This is a genomic window from Polyangiaceae bacterium (genome assembly GCA_020633235.1).
GTDB lineage: Bacteria > Myxococcota_A > Polyangia > Polyangiales > Polyangiaceae > JACKEA01.
The window spans coordinates 994,478-1,019,429 of record JACKEA010000002.1; the positions used below are offsets into that span (position 1 = coordinate 994,478).

Here is a 24,952-nt window from a genome sequence, read left to right on the forward strand (position 1 = left end):
CGGGGTTGGGTTCGCTCCGAATGCGCGCAAACTCGGGTGTTTGGCCCGCAAATGTTGGTAATTGTTGCGCTTTCCATGCAAATGAATTTCATGTTCATTTGCATCCGTGTCCCCGTCGGGACCACGGACAGCGTCGCTCGGCGCCTTAGAGACTCGCGGCGCCGAAGCCGAGCACGAGCCGACCGCGGAGGCCGGATAGATCCAGATCCCCAGCGGTCGCGTCGAGCTCGTCCCACCCGCCGCTGAGCTGCTGCACCCAGCCGCCGCGCACGCCAAAGATGAGCACCCACGCTTCGTCGTGCGAAGCCTTGCCGACGGGGATCAGCTGCTCGGTGCCGATCTCGAGGGGCAGCGCGGAGAACCCGAACGCGGCCTTGTCGTGAGTCCGGCCGTCGAGCAGCAACAGGCGGGCATCGCTGGACTCCAGGCTGAGTCGCCCGGCGACAATGCCCGCGGACACGAACACGGACAGCGTTCGGTAGCGCAGCACGTCCACGCCGGCCTGGATGCCCACGGTGCTCAGCCAGCTGACGAGCTCGCGTCCCTCCCTCGGATCCTTGGTGGTGGCGCGGCCCGCGCCCAAGGACACACCGGCCCGCGTGCGGGAGTACACCGCCTGCACATCCAGCCCCGCCATGCGCCGCACGGACGGCAGCGGGCTGAAGCCGTCCCTGCGAATGGTGGCGTTCACGGCGTCGAGGGGCGCTTGCTGTTCTCCGGCCCAGCCCGCCACGGCGAAGCTCACGGTGGAAGGGTCTGCGCGCGCGACCCGTGGCCAGAGCGCGAGCAATGGAAGTGCGAAAACGAGCAGTGAGCGGTGCACGACGGACGCGCACTGTAGCCTGTGCTTCTCCGCTAACGTAAGCTATTGGAATGCGAGCTTATTGGGTGCTTTGTGGGTGTCTGAGCTTGGGTTGCGGGGGCTCGGAGTTCGAGGCCGGAGGGCCCGACGCGGGAGGCGGCACTGGCGGAGGCGCGGACGCCGCCTCGGGCGGAAGCGCCGGGGTTGGAGGCAGCGCTGGCAACGCGGGAGCTGCGGGCAGCGCTGGCGCCGCAGGCAGCGCAGGCGCCGGCGGCAGTGCCGCGCCGATCTCCATCGTGCAGGTCACGGACATCGACATCGACGACAACGTGGAGGCGCAGGTCTCGTTTCTACAGCAGCCCACCCCGGGCAACGCGGTGATCGTCGGCATCAGCTGCTTCTCGGAGGTCGAGAACTGCAAGATCCAACCCAATGGCGTCAGCGACAACCAAGGCAACAGCTATCAGCGCGTGGTCGAAGGCGAGACCATTCCTTCCGCGGGAACCCATGGCGCTCGGGGCTACATCTTCGTCGCCGAAAACGTCACCTCCGGTGTGAGCGATCCATTCACGGTGAGTGCGGACCTCGTGGGCGGCCCTCCCGGCAACTACCAGAGCGTCACCTGGGGCATGATCGAAGTGGCCGGCCTGCTACCTACGGGAAGCGTGGATCAGACGGGCACTTCCCCCATGCAGGCGCAGGCGTCCACGCAAGCGGCCACGGATGCAGCCATTTCCCAGGCCAATTCACTCGCGGTCGCGTTGATCACCCTGCGCAGCAGCGACCCAGACGTGAACCTGAGCCACGAGTCCGGCTGGACGCAGCACCACGTGCTCACCAACGGCGAGAGCATCGGGCTGCCGCATTCCTTCGTGTCCCGCGTCACCTCGGCGGCGGGCGTCGTGAGCCACACCTGGACCCACGATGTCCCCACGCGCGGAGCGTCCGCAGTCATCGCCACGTTCGTCGGCCTCCAATGAGTTTCAGGCGCGTCCGCGCAGCACCTCTCTCACCTTGGCGCTGAGCGACGCCGGCGTGAACGGCTTTGGCAAATAGGGCGCTTCTTCGTCGAAGGATTCGCCTCGCAGGGTCGTCCCCCCCGGATAGCCGGACATGAACAGCGTCTTGAGCTTCGGGCATGACGCCGACAGCTCCTTCGCAAGACTGGGTCCGCTCAATTCAGGCATCACCACGTCCGTGAGGAGCAGGTCGATGGCTTCACCACGTTCCGCGCAGACGGCGCGCGCCTCCGCCGGGGAGCCGGTGTCGATCACGCAATAGCCGCAGCGGTTGAGAATTCTCGCTGCCGCGCGACGCACCTCGTGGTCGTCCTCCACCAGCAAGATGGTCGCCTGCTCGTCGGCCATCACCGCAGCCCCCATGCTCGGACTCCTGCGTAGGTGACCTTCGCCCTCCACCCGTGGAAACAGGATCTCGAATCGAGTGCCGCACCCCGGCTCGCTGTGCACCTGCACGTGGCCACCGGCCTGCCGAACGATTCCGTAGACCGTGGAGAGGCCGAGGCCGGTGCCCAACCCAGGCTGTTTAGTGGTGAAGAACGGCTCGAAGATCCGCTGCTGCACTTCGGGCGCCATCCCCACGCCGGAGTCGGAGACCGAGAGCATCACGTAGGAACCGGGCGGTAACGAGGACTCCGGTCCCACCTCGACATCGCACGTGGCGATCGCCAAGCGACCGCCGGAAGGCATGGCATCACGCGCATTCACCGCCAGGTTGAGGATGACCTGCTCGACTTGGTTCGCGTCGGCGCGGACGCCTCCGAGCGGCGCGCCGAGCTCGGACTTCAGCGAGATGTCCTCGCCCAGGATTCGTCCGAGCAACTTCTCGCTGTCCAACACCACGCCGTTCAGGTCGAGCACTTTGGGTTGGGCGATCCCTTTTCGGCTAAAGGCGAGCAACTGCCGTGTGAGTGCCGACGCGCGGCGTCCCGCCTCCACAATTGCGGTAATCTCCTCACGAATCGGGTGCTGCGGCCCGAGCTCTTCCAGCGCGAAGGTGCAGTAGCTCGCGATCACCGACAGCAGGTTGTTGAAGTCGTGCGCTATGCCGCCTGCCAGAACGCCGATAGCCTCCATCTTCTGAGACTGCGAGAGCTGTTGCTCCAGACGCCGATGTTGCGTCACGTCGCGAAGGAGGGCGATTCCTCCGATCAGCGTTCCATCCGTGCTTTGCAATGCGGTGGCGGTAATCGCCAGACTCACACCTGGGTTGGGGCCGGCCTTCAGATACACCTCGACCTCGCGCCGAGGTGCGCCGCTCATCGCGAGCACGAGCACGTTGTCGCTGTCAGGCAGTGGCGTTGCTCGATCTGGAAGGTACATCCCGAGCGCGTCCGGCCAGAGGCTCGGATGCTCCCGGAGTACGTGCGCCCCGATCAGGCGCTCCGCGCGCTGATTCGAAAGCAGGACTTCCCCGTCAGTGCCCACGGCGACGACGCCGTCCCCCATGCAGTCGAGCACGGAGTTGAGCAGCGCCGTCTGCGCCTCGAGTCGATTGACCGCCTCGATGCGCTCCGTCACGTCGCGAGAAATCGCGACGATGCCCGTCACGGATCCATCGCTTCCCTGTACTGGGGCTCGCGTGGTGGACAGCCACCGGGACCCGCGCTCCGTTGCGAGCTGACTGAGCGAGTCTCGCACGGCCATTCCGCTTTCGACGACGCGGCGCTCATCGAGCTCCATGCGCTCCGCTTCCTCTGGTAGCACGCCACACTGCGTCAGCCGCTTCCCACGCAGCTCGTCCATCGGGGCGCGGAAGTAGCGAGCGCATGCGGAGTTCGCCCGAACAAAGCGAAGATCTCGATCCTTGAAGTAGACGGCGTCCGGCGTGCTGTTCATCAAATCGTGAAGCAGCTGTCGTTCTCGCAACAGGGCACAGGTCAATTGGTAATGCTCGACGGCCTTTGACACCTTGAGCCGCAGGTCCTCCCGATCCCATGGCTTGGTCGCATATGCGAACAAACGTCCTTCGTTCACCGCGCGGACGACGGCGGACAAGTCCGCAAATCCCGTCAGAAGTATGCTTACTGCACGCGAGGTTTCGCCTATTCGCGCCAGGAGCTCGTCACCCGACATGGCGGGCATGCGCTGATCGGTCACGACGACCGCGACGTCGCGCTGGGCACACAGGAGCTCCAGTGCACGCGCGCCGGAGTCGGCTACCAGCACGGTGTACTCGTCGGAGAGGACGTCTTCCAATGCGATGAGCACCTGCGGCTCATCGTCCACGATGAGCACGCTCGGCTTTCCCTGCGGTATCAGCTTGGACACACGGACTCCGTCAACGGAATTCGAATTGTCGCCATCGTCCCGCCCCCGGGCGCCGGCCCAAGCTCCAGCTCCCCGCCGTGCTGCCGAGCGATTCCGTAGGTGATGGGAAGCCCCAGGCCAGTTCCTTCGCCGACATCCTTGGTCGTGAAGAAGGGCTCTAGAACTCTTTCACGAATGTCATCCGGTATCCCCCTACCATCGTCGATCACCGAGATCTCATAGTGGGCGCAGGACCGACCTGCTCGGATCGTGATGGCCCCTGTCCCCTCGATGGCATCGAGCGCATTGGCGATCAAGTTCAGCACTGCTTGATTGAAGAGCATGGCATAGCACTCGATACGGTCGGGTTCGCCCAGCTCCAACTCGACACGGATCGAGCTGGAGAGGCGGTGTCCAAGTATGGTCAGCACGGCGTCGACGCTCTCCTTCACACTAATGACCTTGAGCTGCTCCTCGTCTTTCCGTGAGAACGTGCGCAGCTTCACGACCAAGTCGGAGATGCGCTCTAGCCCGAGTCTCATTCCCGAAAGCCGCTCCGAGGCTCGGGCCCAGTGCTTGGCCCCGGCCTCCGACAAGCATGGCTTCACCTCGTTCGAGACAGCGCCGAGGCTCTCCTGCGTGGTGGCCAAGTGACTGCTCGTGAACGCGAGTGGGTTGTTGATCTCGTGGGCGATGCCGGCCACGAGCTCGCCAAGGGACGCCATCTTGGCGCTGTGCACGAGCTGCGCCTGGGTTTCTCGTAGCTGGTCGTACGCAGCGCGGAGACGCCCGTGCGCTTCCCTCAGCGCCAAGGACGTTTCGCGAAGCTCCGCGTAGTTGCGCTCCAGCGCTACGTTGGCCTCCTCCGCGGCCCTTCGCGCCGCCGCCAATTCTAGAAATACGCGAACCTTGCTGCACAGCACGTCGGCGTCTATCGGCTTGTGCAGGTAGTCCACCGCGCCGGAGCCATAGCCCTTCAGAACGTCGTCCCGCGCGTGTTCGGTTCCGGTCATGAAGATGATGGGAACGTCCCGACGCCCGTCGTTGCTGCGAAGGCTATGGGCTACCTGGTAGCCGTCCATCCCGGGCATCTGAACATCGAGCAGGACGACGGCGAACGTTTGTCGAGAGAACAACTCGAGCGCTTCGTGGCCGGAACGTGCACACACGACGGTGCACTCCACTTCCTCCAGCACTGCCGTCACCGCGTCCAGGTTGGACGCACGGTCGTCGACTGCAAGCACGGCTAGCGTGCCCCCACCTGCTGCCTCGTGCACTGCCCCCACTCTCAAGCTTCTGCCCTCCTACCGATCAGAGAACCACGACTATACCACCCCGTCGCATGCGCGCGCCGAAACCTACGTCTCGATGTGAGACGCACGGCACAGTCGTTCAGTTGCGCAACTGATCAAGTCCAATAACCGAGAAGCGCTGTTATAGTGTTGGTGCGATGGCCGAATCACAGGGGGGGACCGCGGGTCCCGAGTCCGTCTTCGTCAACGTCGTTCTGGATTCGCTCCACGAAGGGATGCAGGTGCTCGCTCCCGACTGGCGCTATCTGTACGTGAACGAGGCAGCCGCCAGCCACGGGCGGCGCACGCCGGAGGAGCTGCTCGGGCGCACGTTGCTCGAGTGCTACCCGGGCATCGAGCAGTCCAAGGTGTTCGAGGTCATGCAGCGCTGCATGGAGCAGCGCGCCGCCGACACCGTGGAGAATCTGTTCAAGTACGAAGACGGAACGGAGGCGTGGTTCGAGCTTCGCATCCGTCCGTGCCAGGAGGGCATCGTGGTGCTCTCGCTGGACGTAACGGATCGCAAGCGGCTCGAGACGGCGCTGCGCCAGTCGCACAAGCTCCGCGCCCTCGGTGAGATGGCCGTGGGCGTGGCCCACGATCTCAAGAACCTGCTCAATCCGTTGGGGCTGCAGGTGGAGCTGCTCCGCCGCAAGACGAAGTCCGATGCCCGCGCGGGGGAGATCCTGGATCAGATGTCAGGTGTGCTGAAGCGCGGCACGCAGACCATCGATCGCCTGCGGGAGTTCGCGCGGCAAGCGCCGGAGAGCGGCGTGGTGCCCGTGGACTTGAACGCCGTCACTCGCGAGGCCGTGGACCTCTGCTACGCCAAGACGCTCAAGCACGACAAACGCGTGCGCATCAGCTCGCAGTTGGATGGCGCGGTGATGGTGCGCGCGAACGGCTCGGAGCTGCTCGCGGCCATCGTGAACCTGGTGTTCAACGCGCTCGACGCGATGCCGGAGGGCGGCACGGTGACCCTGCGCACGGGTCTCACCGAAGCCGGCGGCTGGGTAGCCGTGGAAGACACCGGTGTGGGCATGACTCCGGAAGTGAAGCTCCGCGCCTTCGAGCCCTTCTTCACCACCAAGGGCGAGCAAGGCACCGGCATGGGCTTGGCCATGGTGTTCGCCTTCGCCGCCCGCTGCGACGGACGTGCAGACCTTCGCAGCTCGCCGGGAGAAGGCACCACCGTCACCTTGAGCTTCCCGGCATTGGCTTCGGCCCAATCCGTCGCCTGATCGTCTTCTGGATGTCGGCCCGGCGCGAACCCCGTCGCGCCCGAGCTGTAGGCGTACGCCTACAGTTGCAGAATGTCGGCGAACGCCTACAGTTCGAAGAGGAAGGCGAACGCCTACATGTCTTTAACCCTCCGCAACTCCAGAGATATTGGGGCGCTAATCCGAGATAGGCGGCGTGCGCAGGGGCTCAGCCAACAGGCATTGGCGAATGCGATTGGCTCCAGCCGCTGGTGGGTCAACGAGGTCGAGCAAGGCAAGCCACGGGCAGAGCTCGGCTTGGTTCTGAAAGCCCTTGCGCGTCTGGGCGTGGCCCTGGTCGCCAGCGAGAACGAACCCGCAAACGCCTCCGACTTGGGCTCGATAGTCAATCGTTCCCGGAGACCCTCGAAATGACCAAAGAGCTTCACGTCTACGTCGGCAGCAATCGAGTCGGCCGCCTCTCCGCGCTGCGGGATGGGCGCGTCGACCTCGAGTACGACGCAGAGTGGCAGTCGCGTTCCGACGCCTACCCGCTCTCGCTATCGATGCCGCTGACGGCACGACATCACCGCGCGGCGGTCGTCGAACCGTTCTTGTGGGGACTCCTGCCGGACAACGAGCGGATCCTCGAGCGCTGGGCACAGCGGTTCCAAGTATCTGCACGGAACGCGTTCGCGCTCTTGGCACACGTCGGCTCCGACTGCGCTGGAGCCCTCCGCATCCTCGAACCGAGCGTCGACCCCACGCAGAGCGGCTCCGTCGATTGGCTCGACGAAGCCGGCGTCGCTGAGCGACTGCGGGCGCTGCGCGCGGACATTTCCGCGTGGAGAGCCGCTGCGGACAACGGCCAGTTCAGCCTGGCGGGAGCGCAACCCAAGACAGCCTTGCTGTTCGACGGAAAGCGGTGGGGAGTTCCCAGCGGCGCCACGCCGACAACGCACATCCTGAAGCCGGGCATCCTCGATCTGGATGCATCCGCGGAGAACGAGCACTTCTGCCTGGCGCTGGCTCGCGAGCTGGGGATCCCCGCTGCGCTCTCCGAAGTTCTGCGCTTCGAGGACCAGATCGCGATCGTAGTAGAGCGGTATGATCGCCAGTCGACCGACGCAGGCATCGTCCGTGTGCACCAAGAGGACATCTGCCAAGCGCTCTCCGTGCACCCGGCCAACAAATACGAGAACGAGGGAGGTCCCAGTGCGCGAGCGATCGTCGACCTGCTGCGGGACGTCTCGTCGGCACAGAAAGAGGACGTCCGCACCTTCCTCTCGGCGTTGATCTTCAACTGGGTCGTCGCCGGACCGGATGCACATGCAAAGAACTACTCCCTGCTCATCGGTGCCGGGGGCCAGTGCCGGCTGGCACCGCTGTATGACCTGGCGAGCGCACTGCCCTACACGGCTCTTCCCATTCAGAAGCTGAAGCTCGCGATGGAAATCGGAGGGAAGTATCGAGTGCGGGACATCGGTCGCCACCAATGGGAAAAGCTCGCCGGAGAGCTGGGGCTCGATGCGGCGCTCGTCTCGAGCATGGCGCGCGATCTCGCCGTGCGGGTTCCGGACGCCGCCAACAAAGTGCTCGAGCAGCTCGGAGACAACGGCCGCCACCCCCTGCTCCGGCGCCTCCGCGACGCGACCGAAGAGCGAGCCAAGCACTGCGCCATCATTCTCGGCGCGCCCTGAGCTCAGCCCGTGTTGCGCATGCCTTGAGCGATGCCGTTCACGGTGGAGCCGATGCCCCGGGCCACGAGCTCGGCGTCGGCCTCCGACAGCCCTCCCCCGCGCTTCTTCTTGATCAGCGAGACCTGCAGCAGGTGGAGCGGGTCGATGTACGGATTGCGCAGCCGGATGGCGCTGCGCAAGAAGCGATGCTCCTCCAAGAGCTCGCTGCGATCGCGGATCGCGAGGATGGCGCTCACCGTCCGCTCGAGCTCCTGGGACAGCTCGTCGAGCAGCGCGCGATTGCCGCCCAGCTCCGTGACGTACAGCTCCGCGACCGTCAGATCCGCCTTGGCGCACACCATCTCCATCTTGGAGAGCAGATCGTCGAAGAACGGCCAGCGCGCGGCCATGGCGCGCAAGCGCTCGAGTCCACCGGGTGCGGCCATGACGTCCGTGAGGGCCGTGCCCGCGCCGAGCCAACCAGGAAGCAACAAACGAGACTGAGTCCACCCGAACACCCACGGGATGGCGCGGATGCCCTTCATGCTTCCGGTGCCGCTCTTGCGGTACGCCGGGCGCGAGCCAAAGTGCACGTTGGCGAGCTCCGAGAGCGGCGTCGCCGTCTGCAGCAGCTGAAACAGCTCCGGGCTCTCGTGCACGGTGCGGCGAAACACCGCCAAGGCGCGCTGGGACAGATCTTCCATCGTGGCTTCGAAGCCGGATAGCTCTCCGCTCTTCAGGTCCTTGCGGAAGTCCGTGCGGCTCGCCATCACCGCGGCGCTCAGCATGATCTCGAGGCTGCGCTCGGCAATGCTGGTGATGCCGAACTTCTGGCTGATGACCTCGCCCTGCTCGGTGACCTTCACGCCGGGGCCAATGCTCCCGGGCGGCAGCGCGGAAAAGGCCCGATACACCGGGGATCCGCCGCCGCGGCCGACGGTGCCGCCGCGACCGTGGAACAAGGAGAGCGCGACGCCGGCATCGCTCGCGACCCGCACCAAGCGCTCCTGCGCGCGGTACAAGATCCACGCGGCGGCCAACACGCCCACGTCCTTGGCGGAGTCGGAATAGCCGAGCATGATCTCTTGGCGCTTGCCGCGCGCGGCGAGCTGCCGCTGGTAGGCGGGGTTTTGGAACAGCGCGCGCATCGTCCCCTCGGCCCCTTCGAGATCCGAGCCCGTCTCGAACAGCGGCACGATGTCCAGAGTGCTCTTCGGCGCGCTGCCCGCGAGATCCACCAGGCCGCACTCCCGCGCGAGCATCAGCGCGCCCAGCACGTGGGCGGGGGTTTCCGCCATGCTGAGCACGAAGGTGTCCGCGGCACGCACGCCCAGCTCGCTCTGGATCTGGCGCACGGCGTCGAACACGCCGAGCACCTTGCGCGTGTCCTCCGGCAGCTCGGTGTAGGGCGAGATCAGCGGCCGGCGCGCGAGGAGCTCCCGCGTGAGGCTCGCTTCGTCCGGCGTGCTCACGCCCACGGCGGCGGTAATCTGCTCGAGCGCGTGCGCGTGAACGGAGCTGTCCTCGCGCATGTCGAGCTCCATGCCGTGAAAGCCGAAGCGCTCCACCCGACGGATCATCGGCATCACGTGGGCGTCCAGGGTGTGAGTGGCGCCCGCGGACTCGAGCACGGTGGCGCACAGCTCCAAATCCGCGAGCAGCGCCTCGGGCTCGCCATAGGCCGCGGGATCCTCCGCTGCTTCTCCCGAATCCCGAGCCTCGATCATGCGCCGGCGACGCCGACAGCGTTCCTCGGCAAAGCTACACAAAAGGCGCAGCGGCTCGTCGGCGTCTCGCCGCGCGTTCCGCTCCCAGGTCTCCGACAAGAGCGCCTTGTACTCCGCCACGCGCTCGCGTAGCGCCTCCGGGGGCTCCGCGATGCCGGCAGAAAGACTCAGCTGCTCGATCAAGCGTTGGAGATCCGCTTCGTAGGAGAGCAGCACCGCGCGCCCCGCCCGGCGCGCCGCCGAGACCGTGGTCTCCGGCGTCACGAACGGGTTGCCATCGCGGTCGCCCCCCACCCAGGAGCCGAGCTCCACCGGCACCCGCACGCCCAGGGGCTCGCCGTACGCCTCGCGAAACGCCGCATCGAAGGCATGCGCGACGTGATCCGTCGCATCCATCAACCGATCCGACAGGTACCACACCACGTTGCTCACTTCGTCCAGCACGCTGGGCCGGTCGTGGCGCACTTCGCTGGTGAGCCACAAGAGCTCCACCTCTGCCGCGAGGTCCACGTCCGCCCGCGCGCGCTCGGCGTCGGATTCCGCGCGGTCCCGCCGCAAGAGCGCGTCCGCCACCCGACTCTGGAGCAGGAGCACCGTGCGCCGCGTGGCCTCGGTGGGATGGGCCGTGAGCACCGGCCGCACCCACTGCGCCGCGATCGCGCGGCGCGCCGCCTCGGCGTCCGCCCCGCTCTCCTTCAAGCGCGCGAACAGCCAACGCGGCGAGGCGTGCTTCGGTTGGTCCGACGAAAATTGTCGCCGGCGCCGCACGCGGTGCACCTGCTCCGCGGTGTTGATCAGCAAGAAGAACAGCGTGAACGCCCGAGCCACGTCCGCCGCCACCGAAAGCGGCAGTGCGTCCACCCGGGCCAACAGCTCGCCCAGCGCAGCACCGCCGTTGCGACGCCGGTCGCGGCTCGCCACTCGTAGCGACTCCACGGCCTCGTACGTCTGCTGTCCGGAGAGCCGCGCGATCACCTGTCCTAGCGTGGCGCCCAGCCGCCGCACGTCGTCGGCCAGCGGGCGATGTTCGTCATTCGGCACGGCGTCAGCTTGGCACCGCGCCCTGTCGATCGAAAGTGCCGGAGCCTCTACAATTGGATGTTGGTCCGCCGCGGAACCTCACGAACGTCACGGCAGGAGCTCGTCTTGCCTCTCCCGCGCCTCGGCCTCCGCAGCATTCGAATGCGCGCCGACGCTGCTCGCGTTCCATTCGCTGGCGAAGGTCGCGCCGGGCGCCGACTCCCGTCGTCCTTCTCCAACGAGACCCTCCGCGCCGTCTCAGAACGGAATGTCGTCGTAGTCGAGCTCGGCGTCGGGCAGTTCCAGCAAGAGCCGCTCCTCCTCGGCCTCCCTCGCTTGGCGCGCGGCGATGAGCTGCGCCTTCACGTTGGCGTGATGCTCGAGGATGTTTTGCGCGAGGTCGCGCACGCGCGCGTTCGAATGTGCGAGCAGCCCCTCGATGAACCCGCGATGCTTCCGTGGCACGAGACTGTGGTCCCGCATCGCTCGGGATACGTCGTTTTGTATCGAGCGAAACTCGAGCTCGTCCTTGCCGAGGTGCGCGCACTCGCGGCACAAGTGTCGCCCGTGCCCGCGACCTGAAAACTTCTCGTTCGGCTTGTGGCGCCGACAGCTCCAGCAGTAGTGACCCGGGCGGCGCCGTTTCGCCATGCCCTCGATGGTAGCGAACACATGCTACGCTCGCACCACTCTGGTCGCCGCCGCAAAGAACCACGGCTGCAGTTCCACGTGCTGAACGAGGTCCGCTACGAGGTTCGAGATGCCAGCGTCTGCTTGGCGGGTCTCGCCGTCCGCTCCCTCGAGGCCCACCTCGAGCACCCAACGCTGACGCAGGCCATCAAAGCGTTTCGGGCGTCGCTCGCCGAAGACTGACGATCTCGGTTCTCCTCCTCCTGCTCGGAACAGGAGACGACGCTTCGCTAGCGAGGCTCAGCGCGGCGTGAGCCTGCGCAGCGCCTCCCGAATCAGCTGGTCCAAGGGCAAGCGTTCGGCCTCTGTGCCGAGCGCCGCGACCACCTTGCAGCACTCGGTCTTCTTGAAGCCCATGGTGACGAGCGCCACGCGGAGCTTGTCGCACTTGTCCTTCGCATTCTGAGCCGCGCCACCCTGCTCCGCCCTTGATCGGGCGCGGCGGATCTTCTCGTCGATGACTTCGCTGCCATAGGCTTGTCGTGCGTGGAGATCGTTATGCGCCGCGCACAGAAGACGACCGTTGCGCGCTTCGCCACCGCCACCCTTGCCGCGCGGGTCGACGTGGTCGTACTGAAGGAACGCGCGCGCCGTGCAGCGGACACCCGACGAAGAGACGTAGGCGCACTGCGCTCCATCGCGTTCGTAGACTTCACGCTTGTCCGCACGGCTCGGCCTTCGGTCCTTGCGACCCCCGGAGCGCCGCGGCCGCTCGGTCTTGCCCCACTGCTTGTTCTCGAGCTCGCGAATCAGCGCGTCGAGGGCACGTTCCAAGACGACCTCGAGCTTTCGGCTCACGTGGCTCATCAGGTTCTGGGCGTGCTCGAGCTTCGCTCTCAGCTCCGCGCTGCCGCTGAAATGCACGAGAAAGCGCTCCTCCGACAGCGGCTCCACGCGGGAACGCGGCGCGCCGTCCAGGCCCAAACTACCTTGTTCGGAAGGGCGCGACCCGGCCGACAGCGGCTCCACGCGATCCGGAACGTCCGGCTTCGGAAACCAGCGCGCGAGTACGATCAAGATGTCCGCTTTGGTCTTGCCGGCCACGTCTTCGAGCAGCTGAGCGTGATTCTCGGGCGTGAGGCGCTTGGCGATGAGCGAAAGCCCGGTGAGGTGCAAGCGGCCATCCGCGATCATCTCCAGCGCGAGGGGATAGCTCTTCGCCGCGTGCGCGCCGGAGACGCTGCGGTGCGCCTGGCCCTCACTCATCCCGAGGCAGCGCACGCACAGATCGTAGAGCGACGAGTAGCCGCGCACTAACCCCAGTGCTCACCTGAGTCGGTCCTCTCTCACAAGCTGCGGCCCGGCGTCGTTCGGCGCGGAATCAGCCCGCGCGCATCGCGCTTACCGGGGAACGAGCAATGCCAGTGCACGACGGAGCAGCTCTTCCAGCGAGAGGCTGCGGGCTTCGGCAGCGAGCTTCTCCGTCGCCTTCGTGGCTTCGGCCTTCTTGAAGCCTTGGCTCGTCAGCGCCAAGAGGAGCTTGTCTTGCTTCTCCCGCGCGTCGGCATCCGCAGCGTCCTCGGTGTCTGAACGCCTTCGCTGACGAAGGCGAATCTTCTCTTCGACGTACTCGCGGCCGAAGGTCTTCTTGGCCGCATTCAAATTGTGGCTGGCGCAGAACACCCGACCATTGGAAGCGCCATCGCCACCACCAACGCCGGTGGCTTCGATGTGGTCGTACTGGAGATACGCCGTCGCCGTGCAGCGCACACCGGACTCCGACACGAAGCAGCACTGGGCCCCGTCGCGTTCGTACACCTCGCGCCGGGCCGCACGGCCGGGCTCGCCCGGCTTCGTTCCGCGGGAGCGGCGCGGCTTGTCCGTAACGCCCCAGCGCTTCTTCTCCAGCTCGCGGATCAGCGCGTCGAGCGCCCGCTCGACCACGACCTCCAGCTCGCGGCTCACGTGGCTCATCAGGTTCTGGGCGTGCTCGAGCTTCGCTTTCAGGCACTCTCCGGCGCTAAAATGTACCTCGAAGCGCCCTTCCGAGAGCGGCTCCACGCCCGGCGCCGGACCTTTTCCGCCAGTGCGCAGCGGCTTCACCTGGTCCGGAACGTCCGGCTTGGGGAACCAGCGCGCGAGCACGACGCGAATCCCCGCGCTGGTCTTGCCGGCGGCTTCTTCCAGGAGCGCACTGTGATTTTCCTGCGTGAGCCGCGGAGCCAAGAGCGAAAGCCCGGAAAGGTGCAGATCTCCGCTCGCGAGCAGCGTGAGCACGACCGGAAACGAGCGCGCTGCCCGCGCCCCGGCGATGCTCCGATACGCCGTGCCCTCGCTCATCCCGAGGCCACGCACGCAGAAGTCGAACATGGACGAGTATCCCTCGTCGAACACGAGCTCGCGCCGGTCGATTTCGGCGAGGTGGGCGACCAAGTGCGCGGTGGCTTTGCGCCGACCGGCGTTGGCCACGACCGCGCTGGACCAGAGATCGCGATTGGAGAGGTCTTGAAGTGCGGAGAGCGCAGTGCGCTCGGTGGCAGACGGTTCTACGGAAATGGCTTTGGACGATGACATGACAAACCCCCGTGGTTTCCCCGGACATACCATGGGAAATTTCGCCTTCTTCAGCGCCCTCTCGAGACGCTTTCGCAGAGCGGACAGCTCGAAGAGCGATTTGCTTTCGAACGCGCGCCCAGTGGGCGCACGTGTGCTGCGCAGGCACTGTGCGAACGAGAGCGACGAAATGAGAGCGCGGAGCGTCCGAAATCTCGTCAACTGAAATCGTCTTCGCGGTGTCGAATTCTGTCGTCCGCTTCGCACTCGTCTCGGATCGCCATCGTTGCAGACATTCCGGCCGCTTGGTCCGCCATCGAACGACGCGCGGCAGCGGCGGCACCTGTCCGTCGCTCTCGCCGGAGTGGCACCGATGGTGGTCAACCCAGGTGAACAGTGGGTCTAGGTGCAGCCGCCGCTCTTCGATGAGCGCGAGATGCATTAGAAGTCGTGCGATCGCACGGCGACGAGCGGCGTTCGCCGTGAGCGTACTTTGCCAAAGCGCGTCGTTCGAGAGCGCACCGAGCTCTTGCTGCCCATCGGATTCGTGACGTTCGTGGTTCTGGCTCGACATGAGTCCCCCTTGGGTTCCCATCGACATACCACGCGAATTTTTGGCTCCTACAGTGCCTCGCTGGTGCGCGTTCAGAGCGCGGGATGCTTTGGAAATCGAAACCGAACCGAAACGCACACAGCGCGCAGTTGTGCTCCCGCACGCTGGCATCGTGACGCGAGACGCGATCCCTCGGAGCCGTGCGCTCGAAGTCTTGTCGAGCAAATTCGACATCGAATCGTTCTTTTCTCGGTTGCTCGCGCCGACGCTGCTCGCGTTCCATTCGCTGGCGAAGGTCGTACAGCTGAAGCTCTCGAGAACCCCGTGATGGAAGCGCTGCGCGACATCGCGGAGCTCGGCAGTCCTGTGCGCCCTCCGAAACGGTCGAACCAACCGAGAGCCACGACTTTTCGTTCAAGGCGTGCCAGCGTGTGCCGCTCTCCGAGACTTGGAGCTCGTCAACGGGTATTTCTGCCGCAACTGCGCGGACGTGGAGCTGGCCAAGAAGGGGATCGATCCCGCGCACCCGACCCGCGAGGTCGCGGGCAGCGAGGTCTACGTTCCTCCGAAGGACGACGACCCGCGGCAGAACCTGGGGGTGAACGCGCCGGAGCCGGGCGCGGACGTGGGCTCTCGGCTCAACCTGTACGCCTGAGCGAAAATTGTCTTGAGTCGCTCCAGATATATATGTAGGTGTCTGTAGGTCGCTGTCGGCGGCTCACCTACTCACGCCAATTGGGGTCTGCTCATGATTCGTTCATTTTCCGCAATGATTTTCGCTGCTTCTCTGATCGCGCCGCTGGCCATTGGCTGCTCCAGCGACAGCTCTGGGGGCTCCGGCTCGAATCAGCAGCAGAACGGCCCCCGCGTGAAGATTGGCGGCAAGGCGGACAGCCCGACGGCGGCGGACTGCGCGGGCACCGCGGTGGACGCCAATGGCGTGTGTCGCCGAGACAACGGACAGTTCGCTCCCTCGGTGTGCTGCGCGAAGTCGTCGGAGTGCGCGAACGCGACGATCGACGCCCAAGGTCAGTGCCGCGACACCGAAAACGGACAGTTCGTCCCGGCGGCGTGCTGCGACGCGTTGTGCGAGGGCGCGAAGATCATCAACAACTACTGCCGCTACGAGGACACCGGCCGCTTCGCGCTGGCGGCGTGCTGCGCGGACCAGTGCTTCGACCTGCAGCCCCCGGCGCCGGAAGAGGCCCCCGCGGGTAGCTGCGCGTCGTCCTGCGGCGACCAGGGCACCGGCGGCAGCTGCTGGTGCGACGCCCAGTGCGTGACCTTCGGCGACTGCTGCGCCGACTTCAGCGACAGCTGCCCGGAACTCACCAAGCCCGAGCCCACTGCGCAGAACAGCTGCGCGGGCGCCTGCGGCAACGCCGCCCCCAGCGGCAACTGCTGGTGCGACGAAGCCTGCGCCACCCTCGGGGACTGCTGCGGCGACAAGGTAGCCAGCTGCGGCGGCGAGGGCTCCGACGCCATCGTGGCCTGCGAGAAGGACGACTGCGAGGGCACGGCCCTCGACGACAGCGGCGTGTGTCGCAAGACCGCGACGGGCCAGTATGCGCTGTCCGCCTGCTGCGCGCCCAACCGCTGCGCGAACGCCAACCTGGAGATCGCCTCCAACGGCCAGGCCCTGTGCCGCGACACCGAAAACGGCCAGTTCATCCCGATGAACTGCTGCGACGTCCGCTGCGAGAACGCCGAGCTCGATCGCAATGGCATCTGCCGCAAGACCGACAGCGGCCAGTTCGCCGACCCCGCCTGCTGTGCGGACCAGTGCTTCGTGGCGCAGCAGAGCGGCGCCGTTTCGAGCCTCGAAGGCTGCAACGGGACGCAGCAAGCGCCCCAGTGACGGCGAACCGCGAGGTTCCGCGGCGAGCCAACATCCCTGCGGTCGGGGTGTTGGCTCAGCCGCAGGAGTAGCGCTTCTCGAACCAGTGGCGTAGGCGCTCCATGGCCTTTCTCTGGGCCGCGGGCGCGCGGCGGGTGCAACCCTTGGCTTCGGCGCTGCCCTCCTGCGCGCCCCAGCGGAGCTCCGGACAATCGTTGGGGTTATAGGCCATCTCGAAGCGAGCGCGCCGCTCGATGATCTGCGCGAGGGAGAGCTTCTGCTTCTCACCGTCCGAGCGCGGGTACTCGATGAAGCGCTCTTGAGCGGCGCGCTCCAGACGCTCGCGGAGCTTGGGCGTGATGGCGTCGCTTCCCACGAGCTCAGCGGCTTCCTTCGGGTAGGCGAGCAGCGTGTCGATGCCGACCAGCAAGCGCATGTCCCGACACGGCGTGCTGACGGCCTCCCAAGCGCCGGTGGTGTGGAAGATCTCGCGACCTTCCGGCATCTCCACGGGCGTCTTGCGATCGGAAACCACGGCCTCGGCGTTGTGGACCTCGGTCACCCGCCGCTCGAGCTGCGCCATCAGCGCGGCGATCAGATCATCCAGCTCCTGCTCCGGTGGCGGCTGCCGCGGGCTGATGAGCCGCGAAAGCGTCGCGTAGAAGTCCGCCGACGCCATGCCCTTTTGTGAAAGGGAGAAGCCGCCGTAGCCGTCGGCCACGGCGATCTCGTCGTTGGACAAGAGCCGGAGCTTTCCTTCCTCTTCCACGATGGGGCGGAACGCCTTGAAGCCGAACCCACCGAAAGGGTGGTGATCGACGAACAGGAAGTTCCCCCGCCAAAAGCGGCGAATACCCACCGTGCCGTCGGGCTGCGCGTCCACCGCCAGGAGCTTGCCGGGCTTGTCGGCGGTCTGCGGGATCCACTTCACCAGCGTGAGGGTGTGGCCAAACGGATCCGAGAACACGACACCGGGCCTCAGGTGCTCGCGATCCAGAGCCACGGGATAGAGATCCGTCTCGTCGTCCCGAAGCTCCGTTCGCAGGGTACGCGCCGTCACGTCGTTCAACAGCCGTTCGCTCAGATCGCGAAAGTCCCAACGCGACGCCGCCCGCAGCTTGGGCGCACCTGCGTCCGGCGCCGCGTCCACGGTCTCGTTGCTCTTCCAGTCGCCACACTTGGGCGGCCCGTCCACCTCGCCAAAGCCACAAGTGTGGTGACCGAACGGCAGCCCGAGCTTCCAGGCGAAATAGGCACGCAGCACGAAGGGCGCATCCGCGCAATCGGGGCGGAGCGCGAGCTTGTCGGCGTCGTCGTCCTCCCCCAGGCCCAGGTGATCGAAGAGGAAGTTTCGCTTCGCATCCGTGAGCACGGGGGCGAGCCCTTGCCAGCGCTTCCCTTCCGGCGCGTCAAAGGTGCTGGCGATCCACGCGGAGTAGAGGTTCTCCGTCGCTCGCGTCCACTCGCCCCGGGTGCGCCAGCGGTCGTCGCGATGCAGCCGCGGCCGTTGCTGCTCGCGCACCGTGAAGCGCTCGCACGCGAGCGTCGTGTCGCCCTCCTTCACGACCGCGCGATAGCGCCCGAGAGCGAGCGGTTCGGTCTCCACCACGGAGAATGCCGCCGCGTGGTGCAGCTCCGATACGGGCAGCGCCTTCTCTCCCTTGTCGGCGAGCACCTGGATCTTGGCATTTTCATGTTGGTCCGCCGCGAGCACGACGCGTGCGCGCATGCCCGTCGCGATGGAGTCCGGGGAAACGAGCAGCCCGACGCGCGTCGACGAACGGCACTCGGCGGACTCGTGACGCGCGCGCTCGCGCTCGGCGCGGGCCACGGCGCGGCGCGCCCGCGCGGCCGTCGCTTTCACGAGCTCGCGGTGACGGCACTCGCGGCACTCGGCCAAATACGCTTCGGCGCGAGCCAGGACGCCGCGCGCCAGGAGCGGAAGCTCCGGCTCGCACAACGCGTGGCCCCCGGGGCACGGCAGAAGCCGTCTATCGTGCTCCGCCGGGGGCAGCGCGGGCTCGACCACTCGGGGTGCGCTCGCGCTGGGCGCCACTGGCGCAGCCTGCGTCTGCACCGCGGACGTCGCGACCGGCGGCGCCACCCTGTCCGTCGTTCGCTCTTCCTCCGCGCGCGCACGGCTGCACCCCAGCGCCGCCATCGCGACCATGAAACCGAGCGAAACGTCGCGCACCACGCCGCAAGTCTATCCTCTGCCCCGTCCCTTCGAAACCCGTGCCCACAAGAGGTACACCGGCAGCACGACGACGAGCCCGGCGGGCAGTCCACGGACGTGTGCCAGTATCAGCGTCGCCGCCAGCGCTCCTCCGAGCCATGCCCACTCCGCCCAGGGCGCGCGCGTCTCGAGGTCGACGGTCCGAGCCGATCCACGGGCTGCACCCCCCCCTTCCACCGTGCTCCTGAGTCTCCGTTCCATCCCGCGAGCCTCGCTTGCGGACTCCAAGTGTAGGCGCGCGCTGCCTTCGCCCCCACGAAGCACGACCGTGTTGCCCTTCCGGGACAAGCCGACGCCCGGGCCGACCATCGCGGCAAGAGTCCATGCAGAACGACCGCGACGACGCAATACTCTGAACATCTCGCCATCGCCAAGAAGCGCCCATGTGTCGTCGACGGTGAAGCGACACGCGATCGCGCCGAAAGCGCAGCCGACCCAGCCCGGCCACCCGAGCATCGCGCCCAAGCTAATACCCCAGAGCAACCATGGGACGCCCGAGCGGGAGCGCCGCAACATCACACGCGGTTCACTCCTCGCTGCCATCTCGATAGGCCAATGGCAAGCACGCGACCGAGCTTTCGGTCTCGCAGGGGTCCGTTGGGGGGCGGTGCTTCGACTCCACTTCACAGCGGCCCCCAGGTTCTGGCGGAAGCGGCCCGGCCTCCGCTCCGAAAACCGCTTCGTAGAGCACATAGCCCGCACCTGCAATGAGGGCACCCTTCGCGACGGCGGCGCACTGCACGGGATGTTTCGCACACAGCGCTGCAGCCTCGACGGGCGTCTCCAAGGGGCCAAGGAGCTTGGGCGCCACTGTCTTCACGGCGTCGGAGACGAGTCCCGCTTCCCGCCGTCCGGCAGGCTCCACGGAGCGTTTCTGCTGGTGTTGCGCGACCAGTTGGGCCGCACCTTGACTCAGGGGTTTCCGGGAAGCGGCAGGGCGCGGTGGGCTTGCCTCTGAACGCCCGGCGTAGTCTTCAACATGAGATTGGTTGTCGAGTCGTGAGGAGTGATTGCGCGCGATGGGGTCGGACATTGCGGACGCCAGTCGACCGCGCCTCGACACGGTTGCGTCTTTCCCGCGCAGCGTCAAAGGCCGGTGACTTCCCCCCGGCCGTGCGCTAGCGTTCCGCGCTGGAGGCCAGGATGAACGTGTGGAAGCTCTCGGGTGCCGGTTTCGTGGTGTTTGCGCTGATGGTCGCGACCAGCGCGCGATCCATGGCCAGCGCCGCGCCCGTTCCGCTGGAGTCCCCGGACGAGGAAGAGTGCTACGAGTGGAAGTACCCCAAGTCCGACGCCTGCGGCACGCTCAGCGGCTCCACGGAGTGCAAGTCCCAGCCCACCATCGAGGGCTCGGACGACGACGAGAAGAAAGAGAAGTGCAAGCCGCAGAAGGGTGACGTCTGCTTCTGCGAGTGAGGTTCCGCGCCGAACCAACAAGAAGCTGACCAAGGGCGACGCTCGGCCGCCCTTGGCTATCGGTTCGGATCAGTAGTGGTAGTCGAGGGTGTAGGCGGTGCAGGCGTTGGACTGCGTCGCGTTGACCCGCATCGTGACCTTGGCGGAGTCGTTCAGGCCCGGGCACCCAAAGTCCAAGCTCGCGTTGCCGGTGGTGGAGCAGCACCCCGTCAGGTTGCCGTCGCTCGTCTTGGTGCCGGACTTGCAGCTCTTGAAGGTCGTGGTCTGGTTGTTGTTGCACTGAGCGAACACGCAGACACGCACGCCCGCGCTCTGGGTCGTCACCGTCGGATCCACCACGCAGACGTCGTCGAGACCGTCGTAGTAGAAGTAGTCCTTCTCGCCTGGTTGGATCACGCCGTTGATGCTGCCACCTCCGAGGGCGTTGCAGTCGCTCACGGAGCAGCTGGTCTTGGGCGCACAGGCGAGCGTGGCTTGCGCGGGCGTGTCGTTGGGCTCGGGACCGGGATCCGTGCAGGTCTGACAGGTGCCGCAACCCTTGCTGGTCACCTCGTCCACGCACTGTTGGTCCCACTTGTCGCTGCAGCAGAAGGCGTCCTGGGCGCAGACGCAGCTCTGCACCGTGGTGTTCGTGCAGCCCGGGACGGCGGAGGTGGTGCAGCAATCGTTGATCGGCGTACCGCCGCTGCCCCCGCTGCCGCCCGTACCGCCGCTCGCTCCACTACCGCTGGTCCCGCCGGAGCCGCCGCTGCCGCCGGTCGCGCCGAAGCCACCGGTCGCGCCGAAGCCGCCGGTCGCGCCGCTGCCGCCGGTCGCGCCGCTGCCGCCCGTCGCGCCGCTGCCGCCCGTAGCCCCCGAGCCACCGCTGCCACCGCTGCCACCCGTGCCGGCGTCGCCGCAGGTCTTGGGCGCGCTGCCGCCGTTGATCAGGCTGTCGAAGAAGCACTTCACCGTCTCGGTCGGCACCGCCTGCTTCGCGAGCACGCCCTGGGCGCAGCTCGAGAACTGCGCGGCGCAGGTGAGCGGGTTCTGCTTGGCGCACTCGCTTTCGATCTGGCCCACCAGGCTATCGGACAGCGGCATGATGACCGCACCGGCGACCTTGAGCTCGTCCGGAATGGATCCGGAGTCGGAGAAGAACAGGCTCTCACACCCGGGAACCACACCGCCCAGGCACTCGCCGCAGAACGTGGTCGCGAAGCTCTTGTGCGCCGCCGTTGGCGTGAGGCCCTGGAAGGAGGACGCCAGGCAGCTGCCCGGGGATCCACCACCGTCGAGGCAAGTGCGTGTCGCTTCGATGAAGGGATCGCTCACGAGGCCCACGATGCCGGCGCAGTCCTTGACCAGCGCGTCGTCACACGGAGTCCCCGTACCGCAGGCCAAGACCTGATCCTCGAGGGAAGCGCACATCTTCTGGCCGGGGGTCTGTCCCGGAGACGAGCCGCCATCGCTGCTGCTGCTGCTGCACGCGCCCACCACGAAAAGGGCGAGCAATGAGACCAAAGAAGCTCTGAGCTGGATCATGAAGGAAACTCCTCGTGTGATTCGACGTCGCGCCTAGGCAATCGACGTGCCGCGAGGGGCCTCCTTGATTTCGCCGCGAATTCGTCCGCCGCCGGGATCTGCGAGATCACCCTGGGCCACGAGGGTGATCTCCGGCTTCCCGGTCGCCACGACTGGACGCTGCTCGCACCCCGCGGCAGGATTGCCCCTGCTTATGGCTCGCGGCTTCCTGCTTCTCCCGGGCGCGCTCCTCGTCGCTCAGGGCTGCTCCCTCGTTCTCGGCGATGGCGGGCTTTCCGGAGGCGGTGGCCCTCTGGACGGGGGCCTCGAAGGAGGTTTCTCCCGCCCACCTCCGTCGCTGGTGGATTGTCGCGATCCCAATCACTCCGGCGACTTCGCCTGCCGCACCATCGAGACGCTGGAGCCCGGGTCCGTGGGACAAGGCCCGGCCCCCATCTGGGTACAAAACTCGATCCGCAAGCTGCAGGTCGTTGGCGGCGCCATCCACGCTGGAGAGCTGTTTCTCGCGGTGCGGAGCTCGGAGAACCTCGGGCAGGGCGGCGTGCTGGGAGTGGATCTCGCCACCGGCGCGCGGCGGCTCGTCTCCGGGACGCTGCTCACGACCGAAGGCAGCCTCACCCAGGGTACCGGCGATAACTTCGCGGAGCTCGCCGGCGTCGGCTTCGGCGGCGGGCTCTTCGCGCACATCTGGCCCGAGTGGGGCGGCTTCACCGGGTTCATCTACGACATCGACGCCCACAGCGGCGATCACACCACCCGCACCATCGGCGACAAGTGCGAGAGCGCCCTGCCTCAGCCGCTGTCGAAGGAAGGCTGGATCTTTCCCGCCGTCGCTCCCGACACCACCGTGTACCTCGCCGCGGTGAACCTCCAAGGCGAGCACATCGTGCGCGTGCTGGGCGACGAGTGCGACCTGTTCGCAACCCTCACGCTCCCCGGCTCGCTGCAGTCGATGCGCTGGCAGAACGGTCAGCTGTGGTTGGTCGACAACGCCGGCAGCACGCTGCAGTCGATGGACCTCAGCACGGGCAAGACGACCGCGGTGTCCCAGACCACGCCCGCCGTTCCCGGCCTCGAACCCATCACCCTGGGCAACCAGTCCGTTGCGGTGGATGGGAACACGGCCTGGACGGTGGGCAGCGCCTTCGAAGGCGGTTTCCACTTGGTGGAGGTGAACGTGGCGACGGGCGAGCGCAAGCTCCACGCTGAAGACGTGGGCCCTGCGCGCACGAACGCGTACTTCCCCAAGCACGTGTTCGTGCACCCCACCTTGGCCGCCGTCATCGTGGTGATGGATGGCGCCGTCGTGCTCTACGACCCGGCGACGGACGAAAGCAACGTCCTCAGCTACTGATGCCGCGATCGTTCTGCTGCTGGCTCGCCGTCGGGCTGCTCACGGGCTGCTCACTGACCTTGGGCGTGGACGAGCTTTCGCAAGGCGACGGCAGCTGCGCCGATCGCCCTGCCAGTGATCCGTGCCATCCCATCGACGACCTCACCCCCGGCAGCGTGGGCAGCGGCATCGCCCTGCCCTGGGTCGGTCTGCCGCGCTACGAGGTGGTCGGCGGCGTGGTGCACGCGGGCGAGCTCGTGGTGGCCGTGCGCGTGCGCAGCAACGACCCGAAGGGCGCGTTGCTTGGGGTCGACGTCCAATCGGGGGCGCGGCGCCTGCTCTCCGGCTGGGTCACCGATGCGCAAGGAACGCCCACGGAGGCGGGCTCCGGAAGCTACGTCGGGGATCTGCGCGCCATCAGCGAAGACGGAAATGGCTACCTGCTTCACTCCTGGCAAGGCTTCGACTTCAGCGGCCGCCTCTATCGAGTGAACCCGGATACGGGCGAGCGCAGCTATCTGGGAGACATCGGCAAGAGCGGCTGCCCGGACGCGGTGGCGGGACCCTACTGGCCGGATGACATCGATTCCCTGGTGCTCGATGCCAGCGCCGCGTTGCTGTCGACTTCCGGATTTGGTTTTGCCGGTGCGGCGCGAGTCAACGCGGACGGCTGCACGTCGATCCCCATCGATCGCGACGGCCCGTTCCTCTTTGCCCGGCGCACCGCGGACGTCGTGATCGCGGACACCAAGACCGGCGCGCTCGGCACTTTGACCAACGACGCGCCGAGTTGGATTGGACAGGACGGCGTCGCGGTCCGCGCCTTCACGGTGAGCGGCGCGGTGGCGTGGCTCTACCGCCCCACGAAGCCGCCGTCCCTCACGCGCGTCATGCTCGACACCAACGAGCGCACGACCACGGAGCTCGGCGTCGGACCGGCGCGGGTCGCGCCCGAGCGCCGGCCCCACCTGTGGCCGCACCCCGACGGAAAACGCCTGCTCCTGGAGCTGGACGGCGCCATCGTGACGGTCGACCCTGCTTCCGGCCACAGCCGAACGCTATCTTACTGAGCCCACCGCCGTGTCCCTCCGCTTCTCCACTCTCGCCTTGCTCGTTGCCACGCTGTGGACGACCGCCGGCTTGGCCGACGATACGTGCCTGTCGAGCTACGACTCGAGCCAGCGCCTTCGTCGCGAGGGCAAGCTGCTGGACGCCAAGCAGGCGCTGCTCACCTGCGCCCAGGAGAGCTGCCCCGCTCCGGTGGCCAAGGAGTGCACGCGCTGGCTCCGGGAGGTGAGCGACAGCGTGCCCACGGTGGTGTTCGGCGCCCAAGATGCCGACGGCCGAGACGTGTTGGACGTGGTGGTGCTCGATGGCGACACCGAGATCCAAGACCGACTCGATGGCCGCGCCGTGCCCGTCGACCCCGGCGCGCATCGCTTCCGCTTCGTGTTCGCCGACGGCAAGCAGGTCATCCTCCAGGTGCTGGTGCGCGAGGCCGAGAAGAATCGCGCCCTCACGGCTCGGCATCCACCCGCCCCCACCGGTGCGCGTCGGCCGGCGAAGAAGCCCGCGCATCGCGGGCTTCCGCCGCCGCCCGCGGCGAGCTGGGCCCTGGGCGCGCTGGGCGTCGTGGGGCTCGCGTCGTTCGGCTACTTCGCGCTGGATGCCAAGGCCACCAAGGACGATCTGGAGAGCTCCTGCGCGCCCAACTGCACCACTGACGAGACCGCGCCGCTCCGACATAAAGCCCTGGCTGCGGACATTTCCCTGGCCGTGGGCGTCGCTGCCCTGGCGGGCGGAACCTGGCTGTGGCTTTCCTACGATCCCGACACCAGCTCTGCCGCGCGGCTCTCGGTGGCCGCGGGGGGACGTTTCTGAG

At 66.9% G+C, this 24,952-nt stretch carries 20 protein-coding genes; 11 read left to right on the plus strand and 9 right to left on the minus strand.

The features are described from left to right. Positions 1–145: 145 nt before the first annotated feature. A complete protein-coding gene (locus H6717_14935; GenBank protein ID MCB9578317.1) occupies positions 146–745 on the minus strand; it encodes a hypothetical protein in 600 nt (199 codons plus the stop codon). A gap of 128 nt (positions 746–873) precedes the next feature. Between H6717_14935 and H6717_14940 the strand changes: the two genes are divergently transcribed. Further along, entirely contained in the window at positions 874–1,782 is a 909-nt protein-coding gene (locus H6717_14940) for a hypothetical protein (protein ID MCB9578318.1), read from the plus strand. A gap of 3 nt (positions 1,783–1,785) precedes the next feature. On the opposite strand, the gene H6717_14945 is transcribed toward H6717_14940, so the two are convergent. Both H6717_14945 and H6717_14950 read right to left on the minus strand, forming a co-directional pair. Beyond that, entirely contained in the window at positions 1,786–4,092 is a 2,307-nt protein-coding gene (locus H6717_14945) for a response regulator (protein ID MCB9578319.1), read from the minus strand. Continuing rightward, on the minus strand, positions 4,080–5,315 hold the full coding sequence (locus tag H6717_14950; protein MCB9578320.1) for a response regulator: 1,236 nt from the start codon (positions 5,313–5,315) through the stop codon (positions 4,080–4,082). Before H6717_14950 ends, H6717_14945 begins: the two co-directional genes overlap by 13 nt. Before the next feature lie 206 nt (positions 5,316–5,521). Here H6717_14950 and H6717_14955 point away from each other — a divergent pair, with 206 nt between their 5' ends. The 3 genes from H6717_14955 to H6717_14965 all read left to right on the plus strand — a co-directional run bounded on the left by H6717_14955 (position 5,522) and on the right by H6717_14965 (position 8,262). Next, positions 5,522–6,604, plus strand: coding sequence for a PAS domain-containing protein (locus tag H6717_14955; protein ID MCB9578321.1), 1,083 nt, complete (start codon positions 5,522–5,524; stop codon positions 6,602–6,604). Positions 6,605–6,721: 117 nt separating this feature from the next. Continuing rightward, positions 6,722–6,997: a helix-turn-helix transcriptional regulator gene (locus H6717_14960; protein MCB9578322.1), complete on the plus strand. Its 276-nt coding sequence runs from the start codon at positions 6,722–6,724 to the stop codon at positions 6,995–6,997. Then, on the plus strand, positions 6,994–8,262 hold the full coding sequence (locus H6717_14965) for a type II toxin-antitoxin system HipA family toxin (protein MCB9578323.1): 1,269 nt from the start codon (positions 6,994–6,996) through the stop codon (positions 8,260–8,262). Before H6717_14960 ends, H6717_14965 begins: the two co-directional genes overlap by 4 nt. Before the next feature lie 2 nt (positions 8,263–8,264). Here the strand turns inward: H6717_14965 and ppc are convergent, their stop codons facing one another. Then, positions 8,265–11,009, minus strand: a complete 2,745-nt coding sequence (gene ppc / locus H6717_14970) for a phosphoenolpyruvate carboxylase (GenBank protein ID MCB9578324.1) — start codon at positions 11,007–11,009, stop codon at positions 8,265–8,267. Between the two features lie 237 nt (positions 11,010–11,246). Beyond that, on the minus strand, positions 11,247–11,639 hold the full coding sequence (locus H6717_14975; GenBank protein MCB9578325.1) for a hypothetical protein: 393 nt from the start codon (positions 11,637–11,639) through the stop codon (positions 11,247–11,249). A gap of 21 nt (positions 11,640–11,660) precedes the next feature. On the opposite strand from H6717_14975, the gene H6717_14980 reads away from it, so the two are divergent. Continuing rightward, on the plus strand, positions 11,661–11,861 hold the full coding sequence (locus tag H6717_14980; protein MCB9578326.1) for a hypothetical protein: 201 nt from the start codon (positions 11,661–11,663) through the stop codon (positions 11,859–11,861). 57 nt (positions 11,862–11,918) lie between these two features. Here H6717_14980 and H6717_14985 read toward each other — a convergent pair whose 3' ends face one another. Together H6717_14985 and H6717_14990 are read right to left on the minus strand one after the other, a co-directional pair. Continuing rightward, entirely contained in the window at positions 11,919–12,932 is a 1,014-nt protein-coding gene (locus H6717_14985; protein ID MCB9578327.1) for a hypothetical protein, read from the minus strand. A gap of 87 nt (positions 12,933–13,019) precedes the next feature. Further along, entirely contained in the window at positions 13,020–14,192 is a 1,173-nt protein-coding gene (locus H6717_14990) for a hypothetical protein (protein MCB9578328.1), read from the minus strand. A 980-nt stretch (positions 14,193–15,172) separates the two neighbouring features. Between H6717_14990 and H6717_14995 the strand changes: the two genes are divergently transcribed. Further along, the gene (locus H6717_14995) at positions 15,173–15,379 is read left to right on the plus strand and encodes a hypothetical protein (protein ID MCB9578329.1); all 207 of its coding nucleotides are present in this window, start codon (positions 15,173–15,175) and stop codon (positions 15,377–15,379) included. A gap of 114 nt (positions 15,380–15,493) precedes the next feature. Next, the gene (locus H6717_15000) at positions 15,494–16,582 is read left to right on the plus strand and encodes a hypothetical protein (GenBank protein MCB9578330.1); all 1,089 of its coding nucleotides are present in this window, start codon (positions 15,494–15,496) and stop codon (positions 16,580–16,582) included. Between the two features lie 55 nt (positions 16,583–16,637). On the opposite strand, the gene H6717_15005 is transcribed toward H6717_15000, so the two are convergent. Then, positions 16,638–18,758: a hypothetical protein gene (locus H6717_15005; protein ID MCB9578331.1), complete on the minus strand. Its 2,121-nt coding sequence runs from the start codon at positions 18,756–18,758 to the stop codon at positions 16,638–16,640. A gap of 1,182 nt (positions 18,759–19,940) precedes the next feature. On the opposite strand from H6717_15005, the gene H6717_15010 reads away from it, so the two are divergent. After that, entirely contained in the window at positions 19,941–20,213 is a 273-nt protein-coding gene (locus H6717_15010) for a hypothetical protein (protein ID MCB9578332.1), read from the plus strand. Positions 20,214–20,282: 69 nt separating this feature from the next. Here H6717_15010 and H6717_15015 read toward each other — a convergent pair whose 3' ends face one another. Next, on the minus strand, positions 20,283–21,737 hold the full coding sequence (locus H6717_15015; protein MCB9578333.1) for a hypothetical protein: 1,455 nt from the start codon (positions 21,735–21,737) through the stop codon (positions 20,283–20,285). A gap of 193 nt (positions 21,738–21,930) precedes the next feature. Here H6717_15015 and H6717_15020 point away from each other — a divergent pair, with 193 nt between their 5' ends. The 3 genes from H6717_15020 to H6717_15030 are packed head-to-tail and all read left to right on the plus strand — an operon-like array spanning position 21,931 to position 24,951. Beyond that, entirely contained in the window at positions 21,931–23,091 is a 1,161-nt protein-coding gene (locus H6717_15020; protein MCB9578334.1) for a hypothetical protein, read from the plus strand. Continuing rightward, positions 23,091–24,140, plus strand: a complete 1,050-nt coding sequence (locus H6717_15025; protein ID MCB9578335.1) for a hypothetical protein — start codon at positions 23,091–23,093, stop codon at positions 24,138–24,140. The genes H6717_15020 and H6717_15025 overlap by 1 nt, the downstream gene beginning before the upstream one ends. A 10-nt stretch (positions 24,141–24,150) precedes the next feature. Then, complete coding sequence (locus H6717_15030; GenBank protein ID MCB9578336.1) at positions 24,151–24,951, plus strand: hypothetical protein; 801 nt, start codon at positions 24,151–24,153, stop codon at positions 24,949–24,951. Position 24,952: the final 1 nt, after the last annotated feature.

Excerpts from the sequence above, each read along its gene's own strand:
- H6717_15010 (MCB9578332.1), top strand. The coding sequence starts at position 19,941 with ATGAACGTGTGGAAGCTCTCGGGTGCCGGTTTCGTGGTGTTTGCGCTG.
- H6717_15000 (MCB9578330.1), top strand. The coding sequence starts at position 15,494 with ATGATTTTCGCTGCTTCTCTGATCGCGCCGCTGGCCATTGGCTGCTCC.
- H6717_14940 (MCB9578318.1), top strand. The coding sequence starts at position 874 with ATGCGAGCTTATTGGGTGCTTTGTGGGTGTCTGAGCTTGGGTTGCGGG.
- H6717_14955 (MCB9578321.1), top strand. The coding sequence starts at position 5,522 with ATGGCCGAATCACAGGGGGGGACCGCGGGTCCCGAGTCCGTCTTCGTC.
- H6717_14960 (MCB9578322.1), top strand. The coding sequence starts at position 6,722 with ATGTCTTTAACCCTCCGCAACTCCAGAGATATTGGGGCGCTAATCCGA.
- H6717_14980 (MCB9578326.1), top strand. The coding sequence starts at position 11,661 with ATGCTACGCTCGCACCACTCTGGTCGCCGCCGCAAAGAACCACGGCTG.
- H6717_14990 (MCB9578328.1), bottom strand. The coding sequence starts at position 14,192 with ATGTCATCGTCCAAAGCCATTTCCGTAGAACCGTCTGCCACCGAGCGC.
- H6717_14975 (MCB9578325.1), bottom strand. The coding sequence starts at position 11,639 with ATGGCGAAACGGCGCCGCCCGGGTCACTACTGCTGGAGCTGTCGGCGC.
- H6717_14965 (MCB9578323.1), top strand. The coding sequence starts at position 6,994 with ATGACCAAAGAGCTTCACGTCTACGTCGGCAGCAATCGAGTCGGCCGC.
- H6717_15025 (MCB9578335.1), top strand. The coding sequence starts at position 23,091 with ATGCCGCGATCGTTCTGCTGCTGGCTCGCCGTCGGGCTGCTCACGGGC.
- H6717_15020 (MCB9578334.1), top strand. The coding sequence starts at position 21,931 with ATGGCTCGCGGCTTCCTGCTTCTCCCGGGCGCGCTCCTCGTCGCTCAG.
- H6717_15015 (MCB9578333.1), bottom strand. The coding sequence starts at position 21,737 with ATGATCCAGCTCAGAGCTTCTTTGGTCTCATTGCTCGCCCTTTTCGTG.